Below are 21,053 nucleotides of genomic sequence, written 5' to 3'. Positions count from 1 at the left end.
AATGTGTACAATACAGCCAAATAAATGGGGCAGCATGATATACGATTTGCAATGTTAGTGAAACGGTTTATTTAGCTTAACATTGTTGCCATATATCGACACCAGTACGCTATTAATTACAGGTACTTTTCATCCCCTTTCTTGTCATCACCCGCTGGCTCTAGTATAAACGTGGCTGAAAATCGTTAACTACCGTTAGAGTAGTCATCAATAACAACAATTATAACCAAACAGTTTAGCGACTTACATTCATGTTTCTTTAATTATTTTAAGACGCTAACGAGGTTTACGGCAGGTAATATGACAACAAAAACCAAAGACTTTTTAGGCCAACCAGGGGGCCTATCCACCCTATTCTTTACAGAGATGTGGGAACGCATGAGTTATTACGGCATGCGTGCTTTATTGGTGCTTTTTATGACCGCAAGTATTCAAGAAGGCGGTTTAGTGATAACCGTTGCATCTGCTACGGCTATTTATGGCTTATACACAGGCGCCGTTTACTTTATGGGTTTGCCTGGTGGCTGGATAGCCGACCGTTTAATTGGCGGACAGCGAGCTGTTTGGTACGGCGGAATTATCATTATGTTAGGCCATATAGTATTGGCCATACCCAATGACTCGACTTTCTTCGTCGGTTTAGTATTAGTGGTGTTAGGCACCGGTTTACTTAAACCTAATATTGGCGCAATGGTGGGGCAACTGTATGCAGATAACGACGGCCGTCGTGATAGTGGGTACACACTTTATTATCTGGGTATTAACCTTGGTTCAATCATAGGTTATCTCGTTTGTGGCTACCTACAAGTTGAAATGGGTTGGCATTGGGCGTTTGGTGCAGCAGCCATCGGTATGGGTATTGGTTTGATTCAATATCGTTTAACTTTACATAAGTTAGATGGCGCAGGTGCGCAGCCAATGGTTGCTATGTCTGCCGCGGGTAATAAGCGTGCATGGCAAATTATTACTGTTTTTCTAATTGGTCTCGCGGTTGTAACGTATGCCATGATCAGCGGTCAACTTAGCTTTGACCCGGTAACGATGGCGCAATATACAGCCATCGCGATTACGGTGGTCTTTTTGGCCTATTATGCCGGGATATTCTTTTTAGGTAACTTGGATGGTAATGAAAAACGCAGTGTTGGCGCGCTATTTTTAGTTTGCTTAGCTTCAATATTCTTTTGGACGGGCTTTGAGCAAGCAGGTTCGTCATTGAACCTCTTTGGTCGTGATTATACCGAACGGATGCTGGGTGATTTCGAAATTCCTACCGCTTGGTTCCAATCAGCTAACTCATTTTTCATTATTCTGTTGTCACCTTTTTTCGCGGCATTGTGGATAAATTTAGCTAAACGCATGTTAACGCCGTCATACGGTTTGAAATGTGCAGTTGGTCTGATTATTATGGCTACAGGTTTCTTAGTTATGTTCTTTGCGGCACAAGCAGCTGCAACAGGTTTACGCGTAGCACCTTATTGGTTAGTGGCTACTTACTTCTTGCATACAGTAGGCGAGTTATGCTTAAGCCCTGTAGCATTAGCAGCGGTAAGTAAGTTGTCTCCAAAACGTTTTGCTGGCCAGATGATGGGCGTATTCGTACTCACCTACTCTATTGGTAATGTAATAGCTGGTCTGCTGGCTGGTAATTTCGACCCGAACAAAGTGGAAGATATGCCTGATCTGTATTTGCAAATTAGCTTATTTACCATTGCCATTGGCATTGTTATTTTTCTTGTTAGTTTCAAAACGAAAGCATGGGAAAAGCTTGCTGAGCATAAACGGGCGTAAACTCTGTTTAGATTAGGTCAACCGACCAGCTAGTTAATTACATTTTGCCGCTGGCAGAGTAATTAATAATATAATATTATAAATAACGCCTATCTGTTGAACTGCAGCTAGGCGTTTCTTTTACATAAGCCAGGGTAAAATGAATATCTATTTTTCGTCCCGTGACATTCCGAGTATTTCTCAGTTATCGCTCACCGAGCGTTTAGCGTTAATTCAACAAGCACAAAATAAGCTTACTGGGCCAGAAAAACTGCTGCTAAATGTTTTAAAATTAGCGGTACTCCTACCGATATTTATTCTAATATTTAGAAGCACTGAAAGTTGGTATTCATTGCTTTGGGCTGCACTCGTTGCCGCCTTGTACCCGCTCGTACTCAGGCCCATTCAATACAGCTTGTGCGCTAAGTACCTTCCCCCAATTGACCCTCAAGGAGAGTAAATCGATGCAAACCATTTTAGTAACAGGCGGCGCTGGCTACATCGGCAGCCACACAGTTCTACAACTGTTGGAAAACAACAATAAGGTTGTTGTGCTTGATAACCTCTGCAATTCATCAAAAGAAGCGCTAGCGCGTGTTGAAGAGCTTACGGGCAAACGCGCAACGTTCGTTGAAGGTGATATTCGCGATGCGTCCGCGCTTGATAAGGTTTTTAGTCAGCACAGTGTTGATTCCGTTATTCATTTTGCTGGTCTTAAAGCAGTCGGTGAATCAGTTGAAAAGCCCTTGATGTACTACGACAATAACGTATACGGTACCCTTGTATTATGTGAGTCAATGGCTAAACATAACGTCAAAAACCTTGTTTTTAGCTCGTCAGCTACGGTATACGGCGATCCGGTTGAATTGCCTTTACATGAAGGTTTACCCACAGGTGAACCAACAAATCCATATGGCCAATCTAAGCTGATGGTTGAGTTGGTACTTCGCGACTTGTATAAATCCGACAATAGCTGGAATATCGCAGTATTGCGTTACTTTAACCCAGCTGGCGCGCACCCATCTGGGCGCATTGGTGAAGATCCTAATGGGATCCCTAACAATCTAATGCCGTTTATTACCCAAGTGGCAACCGGCAAACGTGAATTCCTGTCAATATTTGGCAATGACTACGACACGCCAGATGGCACGGGTGTAAGAGATTATATTCACGTAGAAGACTTAGCCGCAGGCCATCTTAAAGCGCTAGCCAAGCTGCAACAAGATGTTGGCTTAGTCACTTATAACTTAGGTACAGGCCAAGGTTATAGCGTACTCGACATGGTCAAAGAGTTTGAAAAGCAAAGCGGAAAAACCATTGCCTATAAATTCGTGCCCCGCCGAGAAGGCGATGTTGCTGCATGTTACGCCGATCCTAAAATGGCCAGTGAAGCATTGGGCTGGAGCGCAGAGAAGGGTTTAGCTGATATGTGCCGTGATTCATGGAATTGGCAATCTAATAACCCCAACGGTTATAAATAAGCATTTTTTAACCTTAGCGTTAACATTAGCCAGACAAACAAAAAGCCCAGATAACAGACGTTATCTGGGCTTTTTTTGTTATTAACGATGGCTGGAAAATAAATTCCTATAGATCATTTAAAAAAGCATCAATATCATCGTCTAACGCTTCTTCTTCTTTGGTTTGCTCTACTTGCCCGTCATTTACTTTAAACTTTAAATTCTGGAAATAAGCATTTTTTACGAAGCTGTACGGGTCAACTGATTGTTCAAGTTGCTGTTCTTGAGACATCACAGCCGCGCGGCTTTCTAATACTTTGATACCCGTTCTAAAGGCTGCAAAATAGAAGTTAAGCGCATCTAAAGGGGAATAAGACGTATCAACGATGTCGCCCACTCCACTTCGAATGTCGTTGGGGCCTAAAGCAGGGATCATCAAATAAGGCCCTGTGCCTACGCCCCATGTACCCAAGGTTTCACCAAATTCTTCTTCTTTACGCACTAAACCTAGCTCAGTCGCTACATCGATAGTGCCTAACAAGCCAACGGTGGAGTTGAGCAAGAATCGCCCAACACTGATAAGCATGCCATCTAGTTTACCTTGCAGCAGGTTATTCACGGAGTTTGATGGCTCTTCCAGATTCAGTGCCATATTGTACAAACCAGTACGAGCAAACTGCGGGGTGTAATCAACATAAACGACCGTTACTGGCCGTAATACATAATTGTCTAGTATATCGTAGTTGAAATCCCAAAATGTCCGGTTTACCGATTCAAAGGGATCTTTGGGATCGTTATATTGCTGTGCCTGCTCGTCCGCTTTATTACTGGAAGCGCATCCCCCCAACGTTAATAGCACTAAAAATAGCGCAGCAATTTTTACCTTATTCACTGTAATTCCTCGTTTATTAATATCGTATATTGTTCTGTTTTCGATTTATTAAGCTCAATTTCCAAAGAGCCTTGCAAGTCTCCACTTGCCTGCATTACGTTCCCCGTAGTCGATATTTTGGCAACCAAACGAACCTGAGATAACTGCGATAACGTTAGGGTTGGCATAACCGCGTTGCTATCAGACAAGTCCACTGTAATCGGCAATTCAGCCAATGGCATTTTTACCACCGCGGCAGGCATTCTGCTTGCCCCACTAGCATCTTGTGCATATACAAACAAAAAGCCCTCTTTCGGTAATCTACTCTTTAGCGTCTCATCTAGGGTAATAGTAACCGAAACAAGCGCTCTACTTGGCTTTAGTGAGTCAGTCGAATTTGTCGCATTAGCGGGGCTAGAGGCCATTTCTGGTTGTACAGAGCCACTTAATTCAGCAATTTGCGCTTCAATTGATTGATAGATAGGAGCGTCTTTGGGCACAAATTCTTGCAACTTACGCCATGTTTTTATTGCCAATGGCTTGTCTCCCTGTTGGGTCGCGGCCATTGCTAACATACCCAGCGCGCCAGTATTTTGAGGATCAAGCTCTAGAATTTGATTCAAATATACTTTAGCTTGAGTCAAATATTCCGCTTGATTAACCATCAATAATACCTGACTGTAACTGGCCAGTGTCTCGATATTATTAGGCTCAATTTCAAGTGCTCGCTCAAATGCGTCTATGGCGCTTTCAATATGATTAATCGCTACATAAACTCGGCCTAACAAAGTCCAGCCTACTGCGTCGTTATCTGAGTTTTGTAACTTAGTACGCAATCCCAAGGCAAACTGTTGAAGGTCGTCTTCGTTAACAGAAGCGTCCCCTTGGGTTACAATACGGTCGGCTAACTCCGGTAAGCGGTCAATTGCTTGTTCCCAGTGGCTTAATGCAGAAACATTATTCACTTGCCAATACAAAACCGCGACGGCAACGACACTTAACAGGCCACCGACGACTAAAATGCCCTTTGCCGAGCTGGTATTCTCTTGCTGGTTGGGCTGCTCGTCTAGTAATGCAATTTTTAAATCTTTTTCGGTTTCAAGTCTATCGCTGGTGCTTAATTGCCCTTCGCGTTCCTCTCGTACCAATTCATCTAATCGTTGACGAATAAGGCGCGTATTAGTCAAAGTATCCTCGCGCTTACGTCCTTCAACAAACCACGGTAGCAATACAAAACCAATCGCAGCTAATACCAGTGCAATACTGGCTATCCAAAAAACACTCACTTGTCTTCCTCCAGCAACTTCTCGGCGGCTTCTAGTTTGGCTTTATCTTGCGTCACGGGTTTTTGTTGGCGACTGCGCACAACTAAAATAATTCCTAGCAAAACGAAGATGACCGGTAATAACCACAACCAAACCGTGGTTGCATTAACAGGTGGTTGGTAATATACAAAATCACCGTAACGCTGCTTCATATAATCAATAATCTGTTCACGGGACTGGCCTTCATTAACCAGTTGATACACCTTACGGCGCAAATCTGCTGCAATCATAGCGTCTGAATCAGCAATATTTTGATTCTGGCACATTGGGCAACGCAGTTCTTTGGTCAGCTCGAAAAACAGTGTGCTTTGGGCATCAGTCTCAAACTGGTATGTTTCTTCACTGGCAAAAACGTTAGGGCTTAGTAGCAGCAAAAAAGTTAGAGAAAAGGCTAAAAGTCGCATCATTCTGCTATTAACTCCTGATATATCGCCTCAAACTTTTTCTGCCAAACTCTAGGGTTAATATCGCCGATATGATGTAAACGCACCTTACCTTGCTTGTCGATTAAAAACGTTTCAGGCGCGCCCGTCACCCCTAAATCTAGCGACAAATCGCGTTTTACATCAAAAATATTGTACGCATACGGATTACCAAGTTGGCCGAGCTTCTGATCCACTTCTTGCTGCACGCGAGCAACCGTTTTAACACCAAAATCCGGGTCTATGTCCTGATCGTAATACAAACCAACAATATGCTTACCGTCGTTTTTCAGTTGCTCTAAATATGGAATTTCCACCGCACACGTTACGCACCAAACGCCCCAGACATTGAGCAATGTAACTTTGCCCACAAAGACTTCGGTGGTATAGGTAATATCGGTGTCCATTAAATCCGGCAATATAAAGCTAGGAACAGGTTTGTTAAGCAAAGGGGATTCGTGCTCTCTAGGGTTACTAAATAATCCTTGAAATAAGAAAATCGCTAAGCCTACAAACAAGATTAAAGGCAAAATAAATAACGATATTTTTTTCATTAACGAGACTCCGCCACATCGTGAGGGGAAACCTCAGGCAGCCCTGGAACTGACTTTTCGACGTTTGGTAATGGTCTTTTTTTGCTAATTTTTTGCATACGGTAGCGACGATCCGATATAGATAGAATGCCACCAAAAGCCATAATAAACGCTCCAGCCCAAATCCAGTTCACAAACGGTTTAACATAAATACGCAGAGCCCAATCACCATCATCCAATTGCTCACCGAGGGCGACAAATAGATCACGGTTAATTGCGGTATCAATACCCGCTTCAGTCATCGTGTTGCGCTGCACTGTATAAAAACGTTTTTCCGCTTCAAGATTAGCCACAACGTTTCCATCTTGACTCGCCACTACATGGGCTTGATAGCCGGTATAATTTGGTCCTTGAAGGTTACTGACCCCCTTAAGGGTGAAGTCATAACCCATTAGTTGAACTGTTTCACCATAGGCCATGCGCACATGTTTCTCTTGGTTATAATGACTGACCAACGTTATGCCCATGATGGACACCGCAAACCCAAGGTGCCCCATAACCATTCCCCAATGGCTTGGCGTTAGTTGTTTAAGCGCACTAAATATAGGTTGTTGGGATAGGGATTTATCGGCGTTAATGCGTTGATGAATTTCCATGATGGTGGTCACCACAATCCAAAAACCCAACACCATACCTAATGTTGCCATATAGGCGGTTTGTTCAAAGGTCGATGTCACTAATAGAGCCGCAGATAAACTCAAACCTAGCGCAATCATCAATTGTTTATACAAAGCTGACGGTGGTTGGTTTTTCCATCGAGATAAGGGGCCTATACCCATTATCAACACAAAAGGAACAATCAAATAACTAAACATTTGGTTAAAGAATGGGGCCCCTATGGAAATAGAGCCCAGTCCCAATTCTTTGTGCACTAACGGCAACAAAGTACCTAGCAATACGACTAAGCAGGCAGCAGTTAAAAACACATTATTGCCAGCGAGTAATACTTCACGTGAGAATAACTGATAGCGGCCAGCGCCTTTAAGCTGAGGTGCACGGATAGCAAAAAGTAATAACGAGCCGCCGATTACAATGACCAATAAGCCAAGAATAAACATACCTCGGCTTGGATCACTGGCAAACGAATGCACTGAAACCAAAATACCTGAGCGCACTAAAAAGGTTCCCAACAAACTAAGTGAAAACGCGGCTATCGCTAATAAAACGGTCCAAGATTTAAATACTTTACGCTTCTCAGTCACTGCCAAGCTATGCATAAGGGCCGTACCTACAAGCCAAGGCATAAACGACGCATTTTCGACAGGATCCCAGAACCACCATCCTCCCCAACCGAGTTCGTAGTAAGCCCACCAACTACCTAACGCAACACCTACGGTTAAGAATGACCACGCAGCGATTGTCCATGGTCGTGACCAGCGGGCCCAGGTTGAATCTAATTGCCCAGAAATCAACGCCGCAAGTGCAAAAGCAAATGCAACGGAAAACCCAACATAGCCCATATACAACATGGGAGGATGGATAATCATGCCAAAATCTTGTAATAATGGGTTTAAGTCTCGCCCATCAACCGGATAAAAAGGCAGCAGCACATCAAAAGGATTTGACGTTAATAACATAAATAAATAGAAACCAATGGCCACCATACCCAGGATCGATAACACCCTGGCAACCATTTTTAGCTCAATAGCTTTACTGAAAAGCGCAACGGCCACCGTCCATATGGAGAAAATCATCACCCAAAGCAAGAACGATCCTTCGTGACCGCCCCATACAGCAGTAAATTTGTATCTTAACGGTAAGGTGCTATTCGAGGTACTTGCCACATACGCTAGGCTAAAATCATCATGTACAAATGCCCACGTTAAACAGATATAGGCAATAAGCGTAAATACGAACATACCAATGGCTAACGGTTTGGCCATTAACATCAACTTAAGGTGGTTTTTTTGGGCTCCCCACATTGGATAGATCGCTAACGACATCGCCATTAATAACGCTAAAACCAGAGAGATATTACCTAATTCAGCAACCATATTATCCACTCACCTTTGGCACAGCATAGGCCTGTGAAGGTTTAACATGTTTTATGCCTTTCATTTTTTCAGCCAGTTCAGGCGGCATATATTCTTCGTCGTGTTTTGCTAATACTTCATGCGCTTTAATATGATTGGTGGACGTTAACACACCAGTGGCAACTATCCCCTGGCCTTCACGAAACAAATCCGGTAACAAACCATGATAACTAACGGTAACGATGGGACCCGTATCAACTAAATCAAAGCTAACCGCTAAGCTGTCATTATCTCTTTTTACTGAACCCGGTACGACCATGCCACCAATGCGTAAACGCTGACCAACTTGAGGGATTTCCTTCACTTGTCCAATTTGCTTGCCATCAATGACTTCTGAAGGGGTGTAGAACAAATCAATATTTTGGCTAAGCGCATACAGCATTAAGCCAATCGCTGCGCCGATCACCAATACGATAGCAGACACGACTATCAGGCGTTTTTGACGTCTAGGGTTCATGAGTTACTTCCTCGTTTTGCGACATATTCTGTTTATCAAGCCGATTTTGCTTGGTTTCTGTTTGAGCGGCTTTAATACGAACTTTGCGGGCTTGCTCTTTTTCAACGGCGTTAAACAACACTTTTTGCTGGCGCATTGCGTCGACCGCTAAAAGTACCAATGCGAGAACGCTAACACCAAACGATAACCACACATAAAATGCGTAGCCACCCATATGAAAAAATGCAGTTAAATTATCGAATTGCATCGGTTATTTCTCCCTTGCCGTGCTAACCAACGTTTGCACCCAAGGGCGGTTTAGCTCTCGGCGTAGTATTTCATTTTGTAAGCGGCGAATAAAGATAGCAGCCATAACGAGAGCTAAACCTAAAATGCTAATCAACAAGGGCCACAACATTTCTGGCGCAACCGAAGGCTTATCAAATTTTGTGATACTCGCGCCTTGATGCAATGTATTCCACCATTCCACCGAAAAATGAATAATGGGTAGGTTGACCACCCCCACAATAGCCATCACGCCAGCAGCTTTACCTGCTTGGTGTTTATCTTCGAAAGAGGCGTATAAGGATATCACCCCTAAATATAAGAACAGCAATATCAACTCTGATGTTAAGCGTGCATCCCACACCCACCACGTACCCCACATAGGTTTGCCCCATGCTGCACCGGTGAATAATGCAATAAAAGTGACCACCGCACCGATGGGTGCTAGCGCAATCATAGCCATAAACGCAGTACGAACTTGCCATACCAAACCAATAAAGGCCGCTATCGCCATGGCGCTGTATGCCCCCATGGATAAAATCGCGCTAGGTACATGAATATAAATAATGCGGAATGAATCACCTTGCTGGTAATCCGCTGGCGCAAAAGCTAACCCCCAAACCATGCCCACCACAAACGTGATAAGCGCTGTAATAACAAACCAGGGCTGTAAACGCCTACACAACTCATAAGCATTTTGCGTTTTTGCGTAAGGATGTAACCATTTCCACATTAGTTTTGACTCACTCGTAATGCATAGGCGATGGCAAAAGGTGCCATCGCTAAAGAGATTAATAACATCGCGCCAATAATGGCTAATTGTGCGTTGTACGGTAATTGTAATGAGGCCGCTTCAACGGCCGCCGTGGCAAAAATTAACAAGGGAATAAAGACCGGCAATAATAAGAGTGCTAAGAGCACACCACCACGATTTAAACCAAGCGTTAATCCTACCGCTATCGCACCAACCAAACTTAGCAAAGGTGTACCCAGTAGTAATGTACACAACAGCGCCCAATACATGTCTTCAGTCAAGTTTAAGAACAACGCCAGTAACGGTGACAATATTAAAAGCGGCACGATGCTGGTCAACCAATGAGCAAACACTTTTACCAATACCACCATTGGTAATGGCGTGGCTGACAGCATGATTTGCTCTAACGACCCATCGTTAAAATCGTCCTTAAATAAGCGCTCCATTCCTAATAGTGAGGAAAGAATTGCCGCCACCCAGATAACCCCCGGACCCACTTTTTGTAATATCTCTGGATTGGGCCCGATACCTAACGGGAATAAACTAATCACTAAAATAAAAAACATCATCGGCTGCATCAACTCAGAACGCTGGCGATACGCCAAAGCCAGGTCACGGCGAAAAATTGCGTTTAGCGAATCCCTCATATGCGGTACTCCAGCACTAACTCTTTCGTCGGATAATTTACATCCAACGCTTGATGAGAGGTCATCACTACACACCCGCCCTGCTGTAGATGCTCGACAATTCGTTTATTCAGTAATGCTATGCCTTGTACGTCTAGTGCAGTAAAGGGTTCATCTAAAATCCACACATCAGCGCTGGTTTTTAACCAAAATCGAGCCAGTGCCACACGACGTTGCTGGCCCGCTGATAAATGATTAACGGTTACATCTTCAAGCCCAACTAGGCCCAACTTACCCAGCACGGTGTAAATTTCTGTTTCGACAGGATGTACGCCATGTTGAGAGCACCAATAGTGCAAATTTTCCAGTGCATTGAGACTGCGATTTACCCCTAATGCATGGCCAAAATATAATAGCTTCTGATGAAAAACGTCACGAAATTTTACAATGTCTTGCTCACGATAGGTTACGAGCCCTTCTTCAGGACTAACCAAACCCGTTAACACTCGCAGTAAGCTAGTCTTGCCCGCACCATTTGGCCCTTTGATATACATCAAATCACCCGCCGACACCGACAAATTTATCTTACTAAACAGCAATCTATCACGCTTCGACACGGACAATTCATGGGCAGAAAGTAACGGCAAAATAGACCTTTGGTCGACAAAAAAACGTCGCGATAATACCACAGCACAACAGCCTGGAATACTTAGAAAACCAAATAAGTCGTATCAATTCATGTACTAAAGATGCAATTTTAGGGGCCTAAAGAATGATCCCGAATTATATTTAAAATACCAATAAGGTGAATGGCACTTTTTGGCACACAATTCTCAATTCCTATTGGCTAACGCAAAGAATTGATTCAAGCAATTAAATCGCCGTTAAGACCATTTACTTCAACGCACGAGAACCCTAGTAAGATTAAAGGTAGTTCGTGCTACATTTAGTTTAATATTCTTCGCTTGCGGCCGATAAATCATCTATGTCAGATAGCCCTCTCACAACCTCAACTCAAACAACTGTGCCTCAAACGCAACAGGTGACTACGTCAACGAATACGACGCGTCAAAGTGCAGAGGTAGTTGTGCAGCAAGTTTCGCCTAATCAAGTTAGTGTGAGCGCAACGACGCAAAGCCAAGCAGTCGTAATACCCAGCACGGATATTCAGGGGCGACTCGATATACAGCAACGCTATAACGTCAGTATCGCCAGCGCCACCGCAAACAACGCTAGCAATGTAGTCGCAACGTCCACAGTTAGTGATAACGCAGCCACAAGCTCAGTTGTACTCGGTAAACCTCAAGCGCCGAGTCAAGCCAACGCAAATGCAATTTCCGCTTTATCCACGGCCGTTACGAGCACTATTAATCGTTCGGATCAAAGTCCGACTGCCAATCAAGTACCAGCTCCAGCACAAAAAATCACAGCAAACCCCGTTCTACAATTTGTGAGCACAGCACAAACACCTGTGAACCGCAGCGCACTAACCAATGTGGTTAGCAGCCAGCAGCTAGAGCGAATTTTAAGTTTACCGCCCAATCAATTACAGGCGGCGCGTATATCACCTGCACTTTTAACCACGCAAGCTCAGGTAACTAGCAGTGCAGGGAATCAATTCACGTTAAGCGTCAATCGCAACACGGACCAACCAGTTGTCAATTTGAACGTCATCACAAGTGCGCCGTCAACCATCACCTCTGGAGACGCTGTTAATCTCAAATTGAAACCTATCGGCAATCAATGGCAAATATTACTCACTGCAACCACACCTAACGCACAAATTATTCCAGCCAAGGCATCGTTAGAACAGCTGGCGCCAGCTATTAAGCAGTTGTTAGTGAACGATGCGCTAGGCACTGGCGTTTCGCGTAAACAGCCCAGCACGCAATTAACCATAGACAGCAAAGTTTTAAGCCAAGTACTGCAGCGCGCTCCATCTCAAATATCTAATCTAGAATATTCAGGTCTACGCCCTACCCCTAGCGCTTTGCGCAAAGTTTCTGCAGATAACACTTCGCTTATTAACGCCCTGCAAAATTTGCCACCCAGTAAAATACAATTAAGTATCAATCAAGATGGCAGTGCAACAATTCGTAATTCCGAAACCTTGGCCCAAGCACAGCCTCGCGCCACTGCGCACATTAATATCACTCAGCAAAACGCTGCAGCGGTGCTTGATTTAGTGAAAACGTTGAAGCTACCGGTAGATGCACAAACTCGGCGCGTGATAACGGACATAGCAAATAGCGCAGTACCTGTTGCATCAGCTAAATTAAGTGTAAATTCATTTGCCAATGTTCCCCAAGGAAATGAGGCTTCTGCTGAACAAAAAGCACCGATAGCAGCACCAACGGACACCGTACAAAAAGTCAGTACGCCTATTGTGACAGCCGTACGAGAAGGCTTAAGTCAAATAGTTAACGCTTTTAGCAGTGATAAACGGGCGACATTGAATATTGCCCCAGGTCAAAATGTCTCAGAGGGCAAAGTCGCTGGCCAAATACCCATAAAAGTCGATGCCCACCAGACGAGTCAAATATCCCCCTCCCCGACTCCCAGCACAGTTCAGTCATCAATTAAAATAGTTGACGCTCAGTCTCAAATACAAAAAGCATCTGCTATGCCCATAGCAGACAACATAAGTAAGACGGCTAACCCCAAAACGTCAGATTCTCCACCAGTTACGCAGCAGACAGTCAGTACTGCTCCGATAAATGTCCAATCTACCGCTACCCCAACAATTAACGCGCCAGTTATGACCCCAACCGTTAAGGCACAAGCCATCGAAGTTTTACATACATTACTACGGGTAGTGCAAGCTAGAGCAGAGCAGCCTAGCGATGCCTTAAGTCGTATAGCCAATGCATTGACGGACAGTCAGTTTATTGATGAACCTGCGATGAAAGGATTGAAAGAACAGGTGCTCGGACAAATAAAGGAGGGAGTGCCTCAGGGTAAGGAACAAGATGCCAGTCAAATACGTCAATTGCTGACCGCTTCTGCGCTTAGCTTAAATGCAACGCAAATTATCAGTCCTGCTTCAGGCCAAGGTATGCTCAGCGGTTTGGTCACTTTGATACAAATATCTTTGGCATCGCGCTTTGCCCGAAATCAGCCCAATCAGGGTGAAAAACTGTCACGTGGTCTTAGTTCGCTAATTAACTCAGAACCGTCTGCAAATTCCAACACCACCGGGAAAGCGAGTACTACTGTAAATGCAAAAGGACTAAGTGAATTTGCCCAGTTAGAGCAAAAACACCAAATTTTACGAGAGATCAGTCGTTTATTTGCAGGTCATCAAAGCAGCAAAATCGGGAATGCCGAGCAGCTTTTACAAGGCCAAGACAGCTTTTATTATACCCTACCCTCTGCTTTCGGTAATAAACTACAAGATATAGAGCTTATGATTCGCCGGGAACACGACTCCAATAACGAAGAACAAAATGTAGATGATGGAAAGAATAATCGTGTCTGGCATTTAACCATTAAGTTAAACGCTGGCGATTTGGGCGAAGTACTCACAAAGGCTAAGCTACGCGAAGGTACCTTAGAACTTAACTTCTATACATCAAATGAACAAACCAAACACCAAGTCATGAACTTTTTGCCACTATTTAACAAACGGCTAACGGCTTTAGGAATAGACGTCACCAAAAGCCAATGTCAGCTAGGGAAAATACCTGACACGTTACGTCAGCGTCCCTACCACTTATTGCAAACTCAAGTTTAGTTAATACTTTGACCATTAAAGATAAAATTAGAGATCCTATGTCAGGCAACGATAAAGCACATACAGATAATCCGAAGGCCAAAAGTGCTGTCGCATTAAAACACCATGATGGGGATAAGAAAAATGCACCCCAGGTGGTGGCTAAAGGGTTCGGCGAATTAGCTGAAGAGATAATCACCTTGGCCAAAGAAAGTGGCGTATTAATCCATGAAGACCCTTATCTAAGTGAATTTCTAGCGAGTTTAGATTTAGGCCAAGAAATCCCTGAACAGCTTTACCACGTCATAGCAGAACTCATTAGTTTTTCTTACGTGTTGCAGGGCAAGTTCCCCGAAAGTTGGGCCAAGGATTATAACAAGGTTTCAAAACTTGTTTAAATCTGGTGCTGCCTGAGTTTTACGACGCAATAATTTTATTAATTGATAACGAAATAGTGTTTTTAATGATCCCTTTCAATAACACGAATCAATGCGGTATAAACTTTTTTAGAACTCATTTAATGGGCACAAAAAAACCGTCAATCGACGGTTTTTTTGTTTATACAAAGTTGAAGAACGTGTTCTTCTCCTTATAATTTATTCTTCTTGCTCTGGAACTACCGCTTCTTTCGGTGCAGGGTCTTTAGGACTTAATAGTAAATCTCTAAGTCTTTTATTCAGTTCATCTCGAACTTCTTTATGCTCTTTGAGATATTTGGTTGAATTCGCTTTACCTTGTCCAATGCGCTCTTCGCCATAGCTATACCAAGCACCCGCCTTTTGTACAAACCCGTGTTTAACGCCTAGATCGATTAACTCGCCATCTCTGTTAATACCTTCGCCGTACATAATCTGAAATTCGGCTTGTTTAAACGGCGGAGCAATTTTGTTCTTAACCACTTTGACTCGGGTTTCGTTGCCGGTAATTTCATCACCGTCTTTTACCGCTCCGATACGACGAATATCACATCGTACACTTGCGTAGAACTTAAGCGCGTTACCACCGGTAGTCGTCTCAGGGGAACCAAACATAACACCAATTTTCATACGGATCTGGTTGATGAAAATCATCATGGTGTTCGACTGTTTTAGGTTACCTGTCAGCTTACGCATTGCTTGAGAAAGCATACGGGCTTGAAGACCCATATGGCTGTCTCCCATATCGCCTTCAATTTCTGCTTTTGGCGTTAAAGCGGCAACTGAATCGACCACTATAATATCGACAGCACCAGAGCGCGTTAACATGTCACATATTTCTAGTGCTTGTTCGCCGGTATCAGGTTGAGAGACCAAAAGTTCATCGATATTCACACCCAATTTTGCCGCATATATTGGGTCAAGGGCATGTTCTGCATCAACGAAAGCACATACTTTGCCGTTACGTTGTGCTTCCGCTACAACTTCAAGCGTCAAAGTGGTTTTACCACTTGACTCAGGTCCGTAAATCTCAACGATTCGTCCCATCGGGAAACCGCCAGCACCTAAAGCAATATCTAGACCCAGCGACCCTGTAGAAATAGTTTCTACATCCATTGTTCTATTCTCACCCAATTTCATAATTGAGCCTTTGCCAAATTGTTTTTCAATTTGGGCCATTGCTGAGGCTAATGCTTTGCTTTTGTCTGTAGTAGTAACCATTGTTTGGTCTCCGGAATTTGAAATTCTATTTTGTCATTATACTGTACAACCATACAGTTACAAGTCGCTTTCTAAAAATAGTCATGCTGAGCCATTGTTGAATCCATAGAGTCTTTGATTGGCGTAACATAACTAGATGGTTAGTTCATATGATTGAGCGACGTGTTAGCAGATATCAGGCGTAATTATCTACACCCTACCCGTCGCTCATAATGCTTCATGGATTTTAATCCAACGCTATGTTTTTACTAAGTTTTTTAAGAAAAAAGGCATCATTATCGGCTAGTCTTCGCTGGGTAAAGTATTCAATTTTTTGCTCGCTAACGCAGGTTCGTACCAGCTCGCTTTCTCAGCATAAAAAATATGCCTTTGAGGTTGGGCACTTGATGCATTATCTAAACAACCTGCCGGGATCACCAAGGCTTCCCCCGATAAAGACACATAAGGTAGCGCACTTCCGCACTGGCCACAAAACGCATTTGATATGCTTCTCCCGGGTACGTCGTAACGCTTGACCAGTTCTGCACCAGTAAGCCATGTAATATTATTAATTTCAGTAAATAGGTTCGATGCATAAGCCGAACCTGTCGCTTTTTGGCATTGCGTGCAATGACATAAATGAAAGTGTTTTATCACATCGTCACATTCAAAACGCACACTACTACATAGGCAACTACCGATTATTTTTTCCACTTAGTTTATCCGGTAAATGAGCATTTTGTCGTTGTTCGTCCGTTGTAAATTGATAATCTCACGTAATGCATTGATTGGTAATAACAGTAAGAGAAACTATACGCTATAAATGATATTCCAGTTCATAACTATGCTTACCATCCTGCTGAATAATCCGCATTTTACCGCTAATATCACGTAGTTCGTGACTTCCCGAGCCAGTCAATATAGTAATCTTTAACGATTGGGCAGCAGCTGACATTTCACCTTTATGTAGCAGAGTAAAGCTCCCTTTGTTGTCGTCGATACTACCAACAAACTCTTCGATAGCGAAGTACACAGCAATGCCATTTTCGGTGCGTTTGCTGATCATTTGCCCTACACCTTTACCCACTAACGCTCCAGTGTAGGTTTTATCGATCAACATGCGGCCGACCGGCGCAATTTCATCATTTTGCGCCGATAACATAACTTCAAATGTTCCTACTGCTATCATCATAGTTGCTCTGTCAATTAATTAAATTTGGCCATTTTAGAATGAACCGCTGTTATTTTTAGCAAATAATTTTACTGTCTAATTGAATTAACACAGTGCCAGTAGTTGCTGCAAAGCAAACTCAATCGCTTGTTCCCTAACTTGATGCCGATCTCCGGCAAAACACTGGCAGTCGGTCGTCACCTCTGCGTTAACAGCAAAACCAAACCACACAGTACCGACGGGCTTTTCTGTGCTACCACCATCAGGCCCCGCGATACCACTGACGGAAACCGCCATGTTAGCGTTCGCAGCTTGGGCGGCACCGAGTGCCATCTGCTCCACCACAGGTTTAGACACTGCTCCATGGTCGATTAAGGTTTGCTCACTCACGCCCAAAAGGGTGTGTTTTGCTTCATTTGAATAGGTAATATAGCCACTTTTAAACCAGCTTGAGCTTCCAGATGTACTTGTGATGGCGTATCCTATGCCCCCTCCAGTGCACGACTCAGCGCAGGTTACTTGCCAACCTAATTGCTGTAGCTTTCTACCGAGTTGTTGCGCTAATTGAATTGAATTGTTTGTCATATTTTGCATCCATCATAGGGTTATCTGACGCGCTAATTTTACGTAGCGGGCTTCATTAGCATGCCAAACATTGAGAATGAAACAAAGCGTTAAAAGCGACACAAATAAGAGTGCCATCCAGAATGCCTAAAACGAATACGTTATCATCAGCCGAGTCGGTTAAAACCAACCCCTCTTCTTTGCAGCAACATACTCCTATGATGCAGCAATATTTAAAATTAAAAGCTGAGCATCCAGATATTCTGTTGTTTTATCGCATGGGTGATTTTTATGAGCTCTTCTTTGATGATGCAAAAAAAGCATCCGAGTTACTCGATATTTCCCTTACGGCCAGAGGTAAATCAGGTGGTAATGCCATTCCCATGGCCGGCGTGCCCTACCATGCGGTAGAAAACTATTTAGCTCGATTAGTCAAAATGGGCCAATCAGTTGCCATTGTTGAGCAATTCGGTGATCCAGCTACTAGCAAAGGTCCCGTTGAGCGCCGAGTACAACGCATTGTCACCCCGGGTACTGTGTCTGACGAAGCCCTACTCAACGATAAACAAGACAGTATATTGGCCGCAGTATTTTGCGCTGCGCAAAAGTCTAATCAAGACTTGGTATTTGGTTATGCCACGCTGGACGTCACTAGCGGTCGCTTTACATTGTGTGAACTCTCGGGTGAAGAAGCCCTTGCAGCTGAGTTACAGCGCACAAATCCCGTTGAGCTTCTATACCCTGAAGATTTTGCTTTCAGCCATTTAATCAATCAGCGCAAAGGTTTACGCCGTCGTCCTCTATGGGAATTCGACATACAAACCGCCACTACCCAGTTAACCAGTCAATTTGGCACCAGCGAATTATCTGGTTTTGGTGTCCAGAATCATCAGGTGGGTATCTGCGCGGCGGGCTGTGTTATGCAATACATCAAAGATACGCAGCGCGCAGCATTACCACATATCGATCGTATCGTACTTGAATCACATAACGACACGGTTGTCATGGACGCAGCTACAAGACGCAATTTAGAGCTGACCTTTAATTTATCTGGCGGCACAGAGAACACCCTTGCTAGCATCTTAGACAAAACAGCCACGGCTATGGGCAGTCGACTACTACAACGCTGGATCCACCGTCCGTTAACCGACGTAACCGTATTAAAAGGCCGTCAGCGTAATATTCACGCACTCATGAACTCGCCTTATGGCCAGTTGCAAGATGCACTTAAAAAAATCGGCGATATGCAGCGCGTACTCGCGCGTTTAGCTCTGCGCAGTGCTCGTCCAAGAGACTTTGCACGTTTACGCCAAGCATTTGTGCTATTACCTGATATTCAAAGCTACCTTGAGCATGAAATAGAAAATGCTCAGCATAGTGATTTACCGCAACTCGCTGCCCAAATAAGCCAGTACCCTGACTTTGCTGAATTGCTCGAACGTGCAGTCATTGAAGCGCCACCGGTATTAATTCGTGATGGCGGGGTGATAAAAGAAGGCTATAACGAAGAGCTTGATCACCTACGAGCCTTATCAAAAGGCGCAACGGACTATTTAGAAGCATTGGAATTACGTGAAAAGGAACGTACCGGCATTGCCAGCTTAAAAGTGGGTTATAACCGGGTACATGGCTACTTTATTGAAGTGAGCCGCAGTCAGTCAGATCTCGTGCCTGTGGAATATGTACGTCGTCAAACTTTGAAAAACAACGAGCGTTATATTATTCCCGAACTCAAAGAGCATGAAGACAATGTGCTAAGTAGCCAAAGTCGCTCGTTAGCCCTAGAAAAACGCCTATATGACGAGTTATTCGATTTACTTCTGCCAAAGTTAAAAGAGCTTATGCAAAGTGCTGATGCGATCGCCGAGTTAGATGTACTGACTAACTTGGCGGAACGTGCCGAGAGCCTAGATTACCACTGCCCAGATTTATGTGCCCAAAGTGGTATTCATTTTAGTCAGGGTCGTCACCCTGTGGTAGAGCAGGTATCGGATGCACCGTTTATTGCCAACCCCATTGAAGTGAATCCATCACGCAGAATGTTGGTGATTACAGGTCCGAATATGGGCGGTAAATCAACCTATATGCGCCAAACCGCGCTAATTGTATTAATGGCCTATATCGGCAGTTACATTCCTGCCCAAGACGCCCGAATTGGCCCAATCGATCGGATATTCACTCGAATTGGAGCGTCAGACGATCTTGCCTCTGGTCGCTCGACTTTTATGGTTGAAATGACTGAAACAGCAAATATTTTAAATAATGCTACGGCCAATAGCTTAGTCTTAATGGATGAGATTGGCCGAGGCACCAGTACTTATGACGGCCTATCTCTCGCTTGGGCCTGCGCCGAATACCTCGCCACTACACTTCAATCATTTACCTTATTTGCCACCCATTACTTTGAACTGACCAGTCTAGCTGACTCACTGCCCGAACTAGCGAATGTTCACCTAGATGCTGTCGAACACGGCGATACCATTCGCTTTATGCATGCGGTACAAGATGGCGCGGCTAATAAGAGTTATGGCCTACAGGTAGCGCAATTGGCTGGCGTGCCTAAACAAGTCGTGCAAGCCGCCAAGCGAAAATTACATGAGCTTGAAACTGGCAGTGCTGGGAACCAAGAGCCGTTAGCAAGTCAATCACGCACAGCCAAAACTGCTATTACTCAAGAAAAGAGCGAAACTCAATTAGACTTATTAGCGCCCGTTAGTGAAGCTGAGAATCTGTTACACAACATACAACCGGATGATCTTACACCGAAACAGGCGCTCGACTATTTATATCAATTAAAGAAATTAGTCAGGTAGACTTGAAAGACCATAACTTGCCATAAACGTTAAGCTAAATATTGCAGGTAACGTTTATGGTGAGCCGTTGTTTTACAGACGTTCCATTAAACTAAGGAGACTCATAGGTGTGACCGGCTTCTCAAGAAAGCCAACAGCGCCAATTTCATATGACAGGTTTACCGTTTCTTCCGACGTATCAGCCGAACACATAACGATTTTCACCTCGGGGATTTCTTCACGAAGAATACTTAATAACTCTAAACCATCCACTTTTGGTAGTTTAATATCCATTAAGATAAGCTGATAATCTTTACGGCACACTCGGGCCATCACTTCAGCCGAGTCGCCCGCGGTATCAACCTGCATATATCCATTCCCTTGCAGCACAGTACTTAGAAAAGTGCAGATGGCTTCAACATCATCAACCACTAAAATGGGACGCATTTTATCCATAAAGCTAATCCTTTGACTATTTGGTCTACAGTGTAAACCAATAAAAAGCCATAATCTGTATATTTTTTGCAAACCTAAGCCTCTTTTCAATTGTCTGTCGGGTCCTATTTACGTATACTGTTACGCCGTCCGGTACTGAATAATGTCACGCCTTTTAAAGGGAGCTAGAC

Annotated in this window: 21 protein-coding genes; 6 read left to right on the top strand and 15 right to left on the bottom strand. The window is 43.9% G+C overall.

Translation table 11 applies throughout. The annotated features are described in order from the left end of the window. Positions 1 to 300: 300 nt before the first annotated feature. From GQS54_RS14680 to galE, 3 genes are all read left to right on the top strand, one after another. A complete protein-coding gene (locus GQS54_RS14680) occupies positions 301 to 1,788 on the top strand; it encodes a peptide MFS transporter (RefSeq protein ID WP_166424729.1) in 1,488 nt (495 codons plus the stop codon). A gap of 139 nt (positions 1,789 to 1,927) precedes the next feature. Then, the gene (locus GQS54_RS14675) at positions 1,928 to 2,227 is read left to right on the top strand and encodes a DUF6170 family protein (RefSeq protein WP_166424728.1); all 300 of its coding nucleotides are present in this window, start codon (positions 1,928 to 1,930) and stop codon (positions 2,225 to 2,227) included. Between the two features lie 4 nt (positions 2,228 to 2,231). Further along, positions 2,232 to 3,248, top strand: a complete 1,017-nt coding sequence (gene galE / locus GQS54_RS14670; protein WP_166424727.1) for a UDP-glucose 4-epimerase GalE — start codon at positions 2,232 to 2,234, stop codon at positions 3,246 to 3,248. Between the two features lie 106 nt (positions 3,249 to 3,354). Here galE and GQS54_RS14665 read toward each other — a convergent pair whose 3' ends face one another. From GQS54_RS14665 to ccmA, 10 genes are read right to left on the bottom strand one after another with little or no spacing between them, the layout of a single operon-like run. Further along, positions 3,355 to 4,119 carry a VacJ family lipoprotein gene (locus tag GQS54_RS14665; RefSeq protein WP_166424726.1) on the bottom strand — a complete coding sequence of 255 codons (765 nt, stop codon included), beginning with the start codon at positions 4,117 to 4,119 and terminating at the stop codon, positions 3,355 to 3,357. Next, a complete protein-coding gene (gene ccmI, locus GQS54_RS23530; protein WP_166424725.1) occupies positions 4,116 to 5,384 on the bottom strand; it encodes a c-type cytochrome biogenesis protein CcmI in 1,269 nt (422 codons plus the stop codon). The genes GQS54_RS14665 and ccmI overlap by 4 nt, the downstream gene beginning before the upstream one ends. Continuing rightward, positions 5,381 to 5,830, bottom strand: coding sequence for a cytochrome c-type biogenesis protein (locus tag GQS54_RS14655; RefSeq protein ID WP_166424724.1), 450 nt, complete (start codon positions 5,828 to 5,830; stop codon positions 5,381 to 5,383). Before GQS54_RS14655 ends, ccmI begins: the two co-directional genes overlap by 4 nt. Then, positions 5,827 to 6,399, bottom strand: coding sequence for a redoxin family protein (locus tag GQS54_RS14650; RefSeq protein ID WP_166424723.1), 573 nt, complete (start codon positions 6,397 to 6,399; stop codon positions 5,827 to 5,829). Before GQS54_RS14650 ends, GQS54_RS14655 begins: the two co-directional genes overlap by 4 nt. Continuing rightward, positions 6,399 to 8,432, bottom strand: coding sequence for a heme lyase CcmF/NrfE family subunit (locus tag GQS54_RS14645; RefSeq protein WP_166424722.1), 2,034 nt, complete (start codon positions 8,430 to 8,432; stop codon positions 6,399 to 6,401). The genes GQS54_RS14650 and GQS54_RS14645 overlap by 1 nt, the downstream gene beginning before the upstream one ends. Before the next feature lies 1 nt (position 8,433). Beyond that, positions 8,434 to 8,928: a cytochrome c maturation protein CcmE gene (gene ccmE / locus GQS54_RS14640; RefSeq protein WP_166424721.1), complete on the bottom strand. Its 495-nt coding sequence runs from the start codon at positions 8,926 to 8,928 to the stop codon at positions 8,434 to 8,436. Beyond that, positions 8,918 to 9,175, bottom strand: coding sequence for a heme exporter protein CcmD (ccmD, locus tag GQS54_RS14635; protein WP_166424720.1), 258 nt, complete (start codon positions 9,173 to 9,175; stop codon positions 8,918 to 8,920). Before ccmD ends, ccmE begins: the two co-directional genes overlap by 11 nt. A gap of 3 nt (positions 9,176 to 9,178) precedes the next feature. Next, positions 9,179 to 9,925, bottom strand: a complete 747-nt coding sequence (locus tag GQS54_RS14630) for a heme ABC transporter permease (RefSeq protein ID WP_166424719.1) — start codon at positions 9,923 to 9,925, stop codon at positions 9,179 to 9,181. Continuing rightward, positions 9,925 to 10,593 carry a heme exporter protein CcmB gene (ccmB, locus tag GQS54_RS14625; RefSeq protein WP_166424718.1) on the bottom strand — a complete coding sequence of 223 codons (669 nt, stop codon included), beginning with the start codon at positions 10,591 to 10,593 and terminating at the stop codon, positions 9,925 to 9,927. Before ccmB ends, GQS54_RS14630 begins: the two co-directional genes overlap by 1 nt. After that, a complete protein-coding gene (ccmA, locus tag GQS54_RS14620; RefSeq protein WP_166424717.1) occupies positions 10,590 to 11,219 on the bottom strand; it encodes a cytochrome c biogenesis heme-transporting ATPase CcmA in 630 nt (209 codons plus the stop codon). The genes ccmB and ccmA overlap by 4 nt, the downstream gene beginning before the upstream one ends. Before the next feature lie 338 nt (positions 11,220 to 11,557). Between ccmA and GQS54_RS14615 the strand changes: the two genes are divergently transcribed. Both GQS54_RS14615 and GQS54_RS14610 read left to right on the top strand, forming a co-directional pair. Continuing rightward, positions 11,558 to 14,305: a flagellar hook-length control protein FliK gene (locus GQS54_RS14615; RefSeq protein ID WP_166424716.1), complete on the top strand. Its 2,748-nt coding sequence runs from the start codon at positions 11,558 to 11,560 to the stop codon at positions 14,303 to 14,305. 38 nt (positions 14,306 to 14,343) lie between these two features. Beyond that, positions 14,344 to 14,682 (top strand): EscU/YscU/HrcU family type III secretion system export apparatus switch protein, encoded by a 339-nt coding sequence (locus tag GQS54_RS14610; RefSeq protein ID WP_166424715.1) that lies wholly within the window; start codon positions 14,344 to 14,346, stop codon positions 14,680 to 14,682. A gap of 198 nt (positions 14,683 to 14,880) precedes the next feature. Here the strand turns inward: GQS54_RS14610 and recA are convergent, their stop codons facing one another. The 4 genes from recA to pncC form a co-directional block, all read right to left on the bottom strand. Then, positions 14,881 to 15,921 carry a recombinase RecA gene (recA, locus tag GQS54_RS14605; RefSeq protein ID WP_158770922.1) on the bottom strand — a complete coding sequence of 347 codons (1,041 nt, stop codon included), beginning with the start codon at positions 15,919 to 15,921 and terminating at the stop codon, positions 14,881 to 14,883. Between the two features lie 282 nt (positions 15,922 to 16,203). Further along, the gene (locus tag GQS54_RS14600; protein ID WP_166424714.1) at positions 16,204 to 16,614 is read right to left on the bottom strand and encodes a GFA family protein; all 411 of its coding nucleotides are present in this window, start codon (positions 16,612 to 16,614) and stop codon (positions 16,204 to 16,206) included. A gap of 103 nt (positions 16,615 to 16,717) precedes the next feature. Further along, complete coding sequence (locus GQS54_RS14595) at positions 16,718 to 17,092, bottom strand: DUF3224 domain-containing protein (RefSeq protein WP_346766580.1); 375 nt, start codon at positions 17,090 to 17,092, stop codon at positions 16,718 to 16,720. A gap of 84 nt (positions 17,093 to 17,176) precedes the next feature. Further along, the gene (gene pncC, locus GQS54_RS14590; protein ID WP_166424713.1) at positions 17,177 to 17,656 is read right to left on the bottom strand and encodes a nicotinamide-nucleotide amidase; all 480 of its coding nucleotides are present in this window, start codon (positions 17,654 to 17,656) and stop codon (positions 17,177 to 17,179) included. 122 nt (positions 17,657 to 17,778) lie between these two features. Here pncC and mutS point away from each other — a divergent pair, with 122 nt between their 5' ends. Beyond that, a complete protein-coding gene (gene mutS / locus GQS54_RS14585; RefSeq protein WP_166424712.1) occupies positions 17,779 to 20,448 on the top strand; it encodes a DNA mismatch repair protein MutS in 2,670 nt (889 codons plus the stop codon). A 72-nt stretch (positions 20,449 to 20,520) separates the two neighbouring features. Here mutS and GQS54_RS14580 read toward each other — a convergent pair whose 3' ends face one another. Next, positions 20,521 to 20,883, bottom strand: coding sequence for a response regulator (locus tag GQS54_RS14580; protein ID WP_166424711.1), 363 nt, complete (start codon positions 20,881 to 20,883; stop codon positions 20,521 to 20,523). Positions 20,884 to 21,053 lie beyond the last annotated feature (170 nt).

The sequence above is a fragment of the Paraglaciecola sp. 20A4 genome, assembly GCF_011378905.1.
Lineage (GTDB): Bacteria > Pseudomonadota > Gammaproteobacteria > Enterobacterales > Alteromonadaceae > Paraglaciecola.
Note: the sequence above shows the minus strand (reverse complement) of the source record. Positions and strands in the feature narration are given on the sequence as shown.

Bases quoted from the DNA above. Each gene is read 5' to 3' on its own strand.
- ccmD (WP_166424720.1), bottom strand. From the start codon at position 9,175: ATGCAATTCGATAATTTAACTGCATTTTTTCATATGGGTGGCTACGCA.
- GQS54_RS14645 (WP_166424722.1), bottom strand. From the start codon at position 8,432: ATGGTTGCTGAATTAGGTAATATCTCTCTGGTTTTAGCGTTATTAATG.
- pncC (WP_166424713.1), bottom strand. From the start codon at position 17,656: ATGACAAACAATTCAATTCAATTAGCGCAACAACTCGGTAGAAAGCTA.
- GQS54_RS14595 (WP_346766580.1), bottom strand. From the start codon at position 17,092: ATGATGATAGCAGTAGGAACATTTGAAGTTATGTTATCGGCGCAAAAT.
- GQS54_RS14680 (WP_166424729.1), top strand. From the start codon at position 301: ATGACAACAAAAACCAAAGACTTTTTAGGCCAACCAGGGGGCCTATCC.
- mutS (WP_166424712.1), top strand. From the start codon at position 17,779: ATGCCTAAAACGAATACGTTATCATCAGCCGAGTCGGTTAAAACCAAC.
- GQS54_RS14610 (WP_166424715.1), top strand. From the start codon at position 14,344: ATGTCAGGCAACGATAAAGCACATACAGATAATCCGAAGGCCAAAAGT.
- GQS54_RS14655 (WP_166424724.1), bottom strand. From the start codon at position 5,830: ATGATGCGACTTTTAGCCTTTTCTCTAACTTTTTTGCTGCTACTAAGC.
- GQS54_RS14615 (WP_166424716.1), top strand. From the start codon at position 11,558: ATGTCAGATAGCCCTCTCACAACCTCAACTCAAACAACTGTGCCTCAA.
- recA (WP_158770922.1), bottom strand. From the start codon at position 15,921: ATGGTTACTACTACAGACAAAAGCAAAGCATTAGCCTCAGCAATGGCC.
- GQS54_RS14630 (WP_166424719.1), bottom strand. From the start codon at position 9,925: ATGTGGAAATGGTTACATCCTTACGCAAAAACGCAAAATGCTTATGAG.
- GQS54_RS14580 (WP_166424711.1), bottom strand. From the start codon at position 20,883: ATGGATAAAATGCGTCCCATTTTAGTGGTTGATGATGTTGAAGCCATC.
- galE (WP_166424727.1), top strand. From the start codon at position 2,232: ATGCAAACCATTTTAGTAACAGGCGGCGCTGGCTACATCGGCAGCCAC.
- GQS54_RS14650 (WP_166424723.1), bottom strand. From the start codon at position 6,399: ATGAAAAAAATATCGTTATTTATTTTGCCTTTAATCTTGTTTGTAGGC.
- ccmB (WP_166424718.1), bottom strand. From the start codon at position 10,593: ATGAGGGATTCGCTAAACGCAATTTTTCGCCGTGACCTGGCTTTGGCG.
- GQS54_RS14675 (WP_166424728.1), top strand. From the start codon at position 1,928: ATGAATATCTATTTTTCGTCCCGTGACATTCCGAGTATTTCTCAGTTA.
- ccmE (WP_166424721.1), bottom strand. From the start codon at position 8,928: ATGAACCCTAGACGTCAAAAACGCCTGATAGTCGTGTCTGCTATCGTA.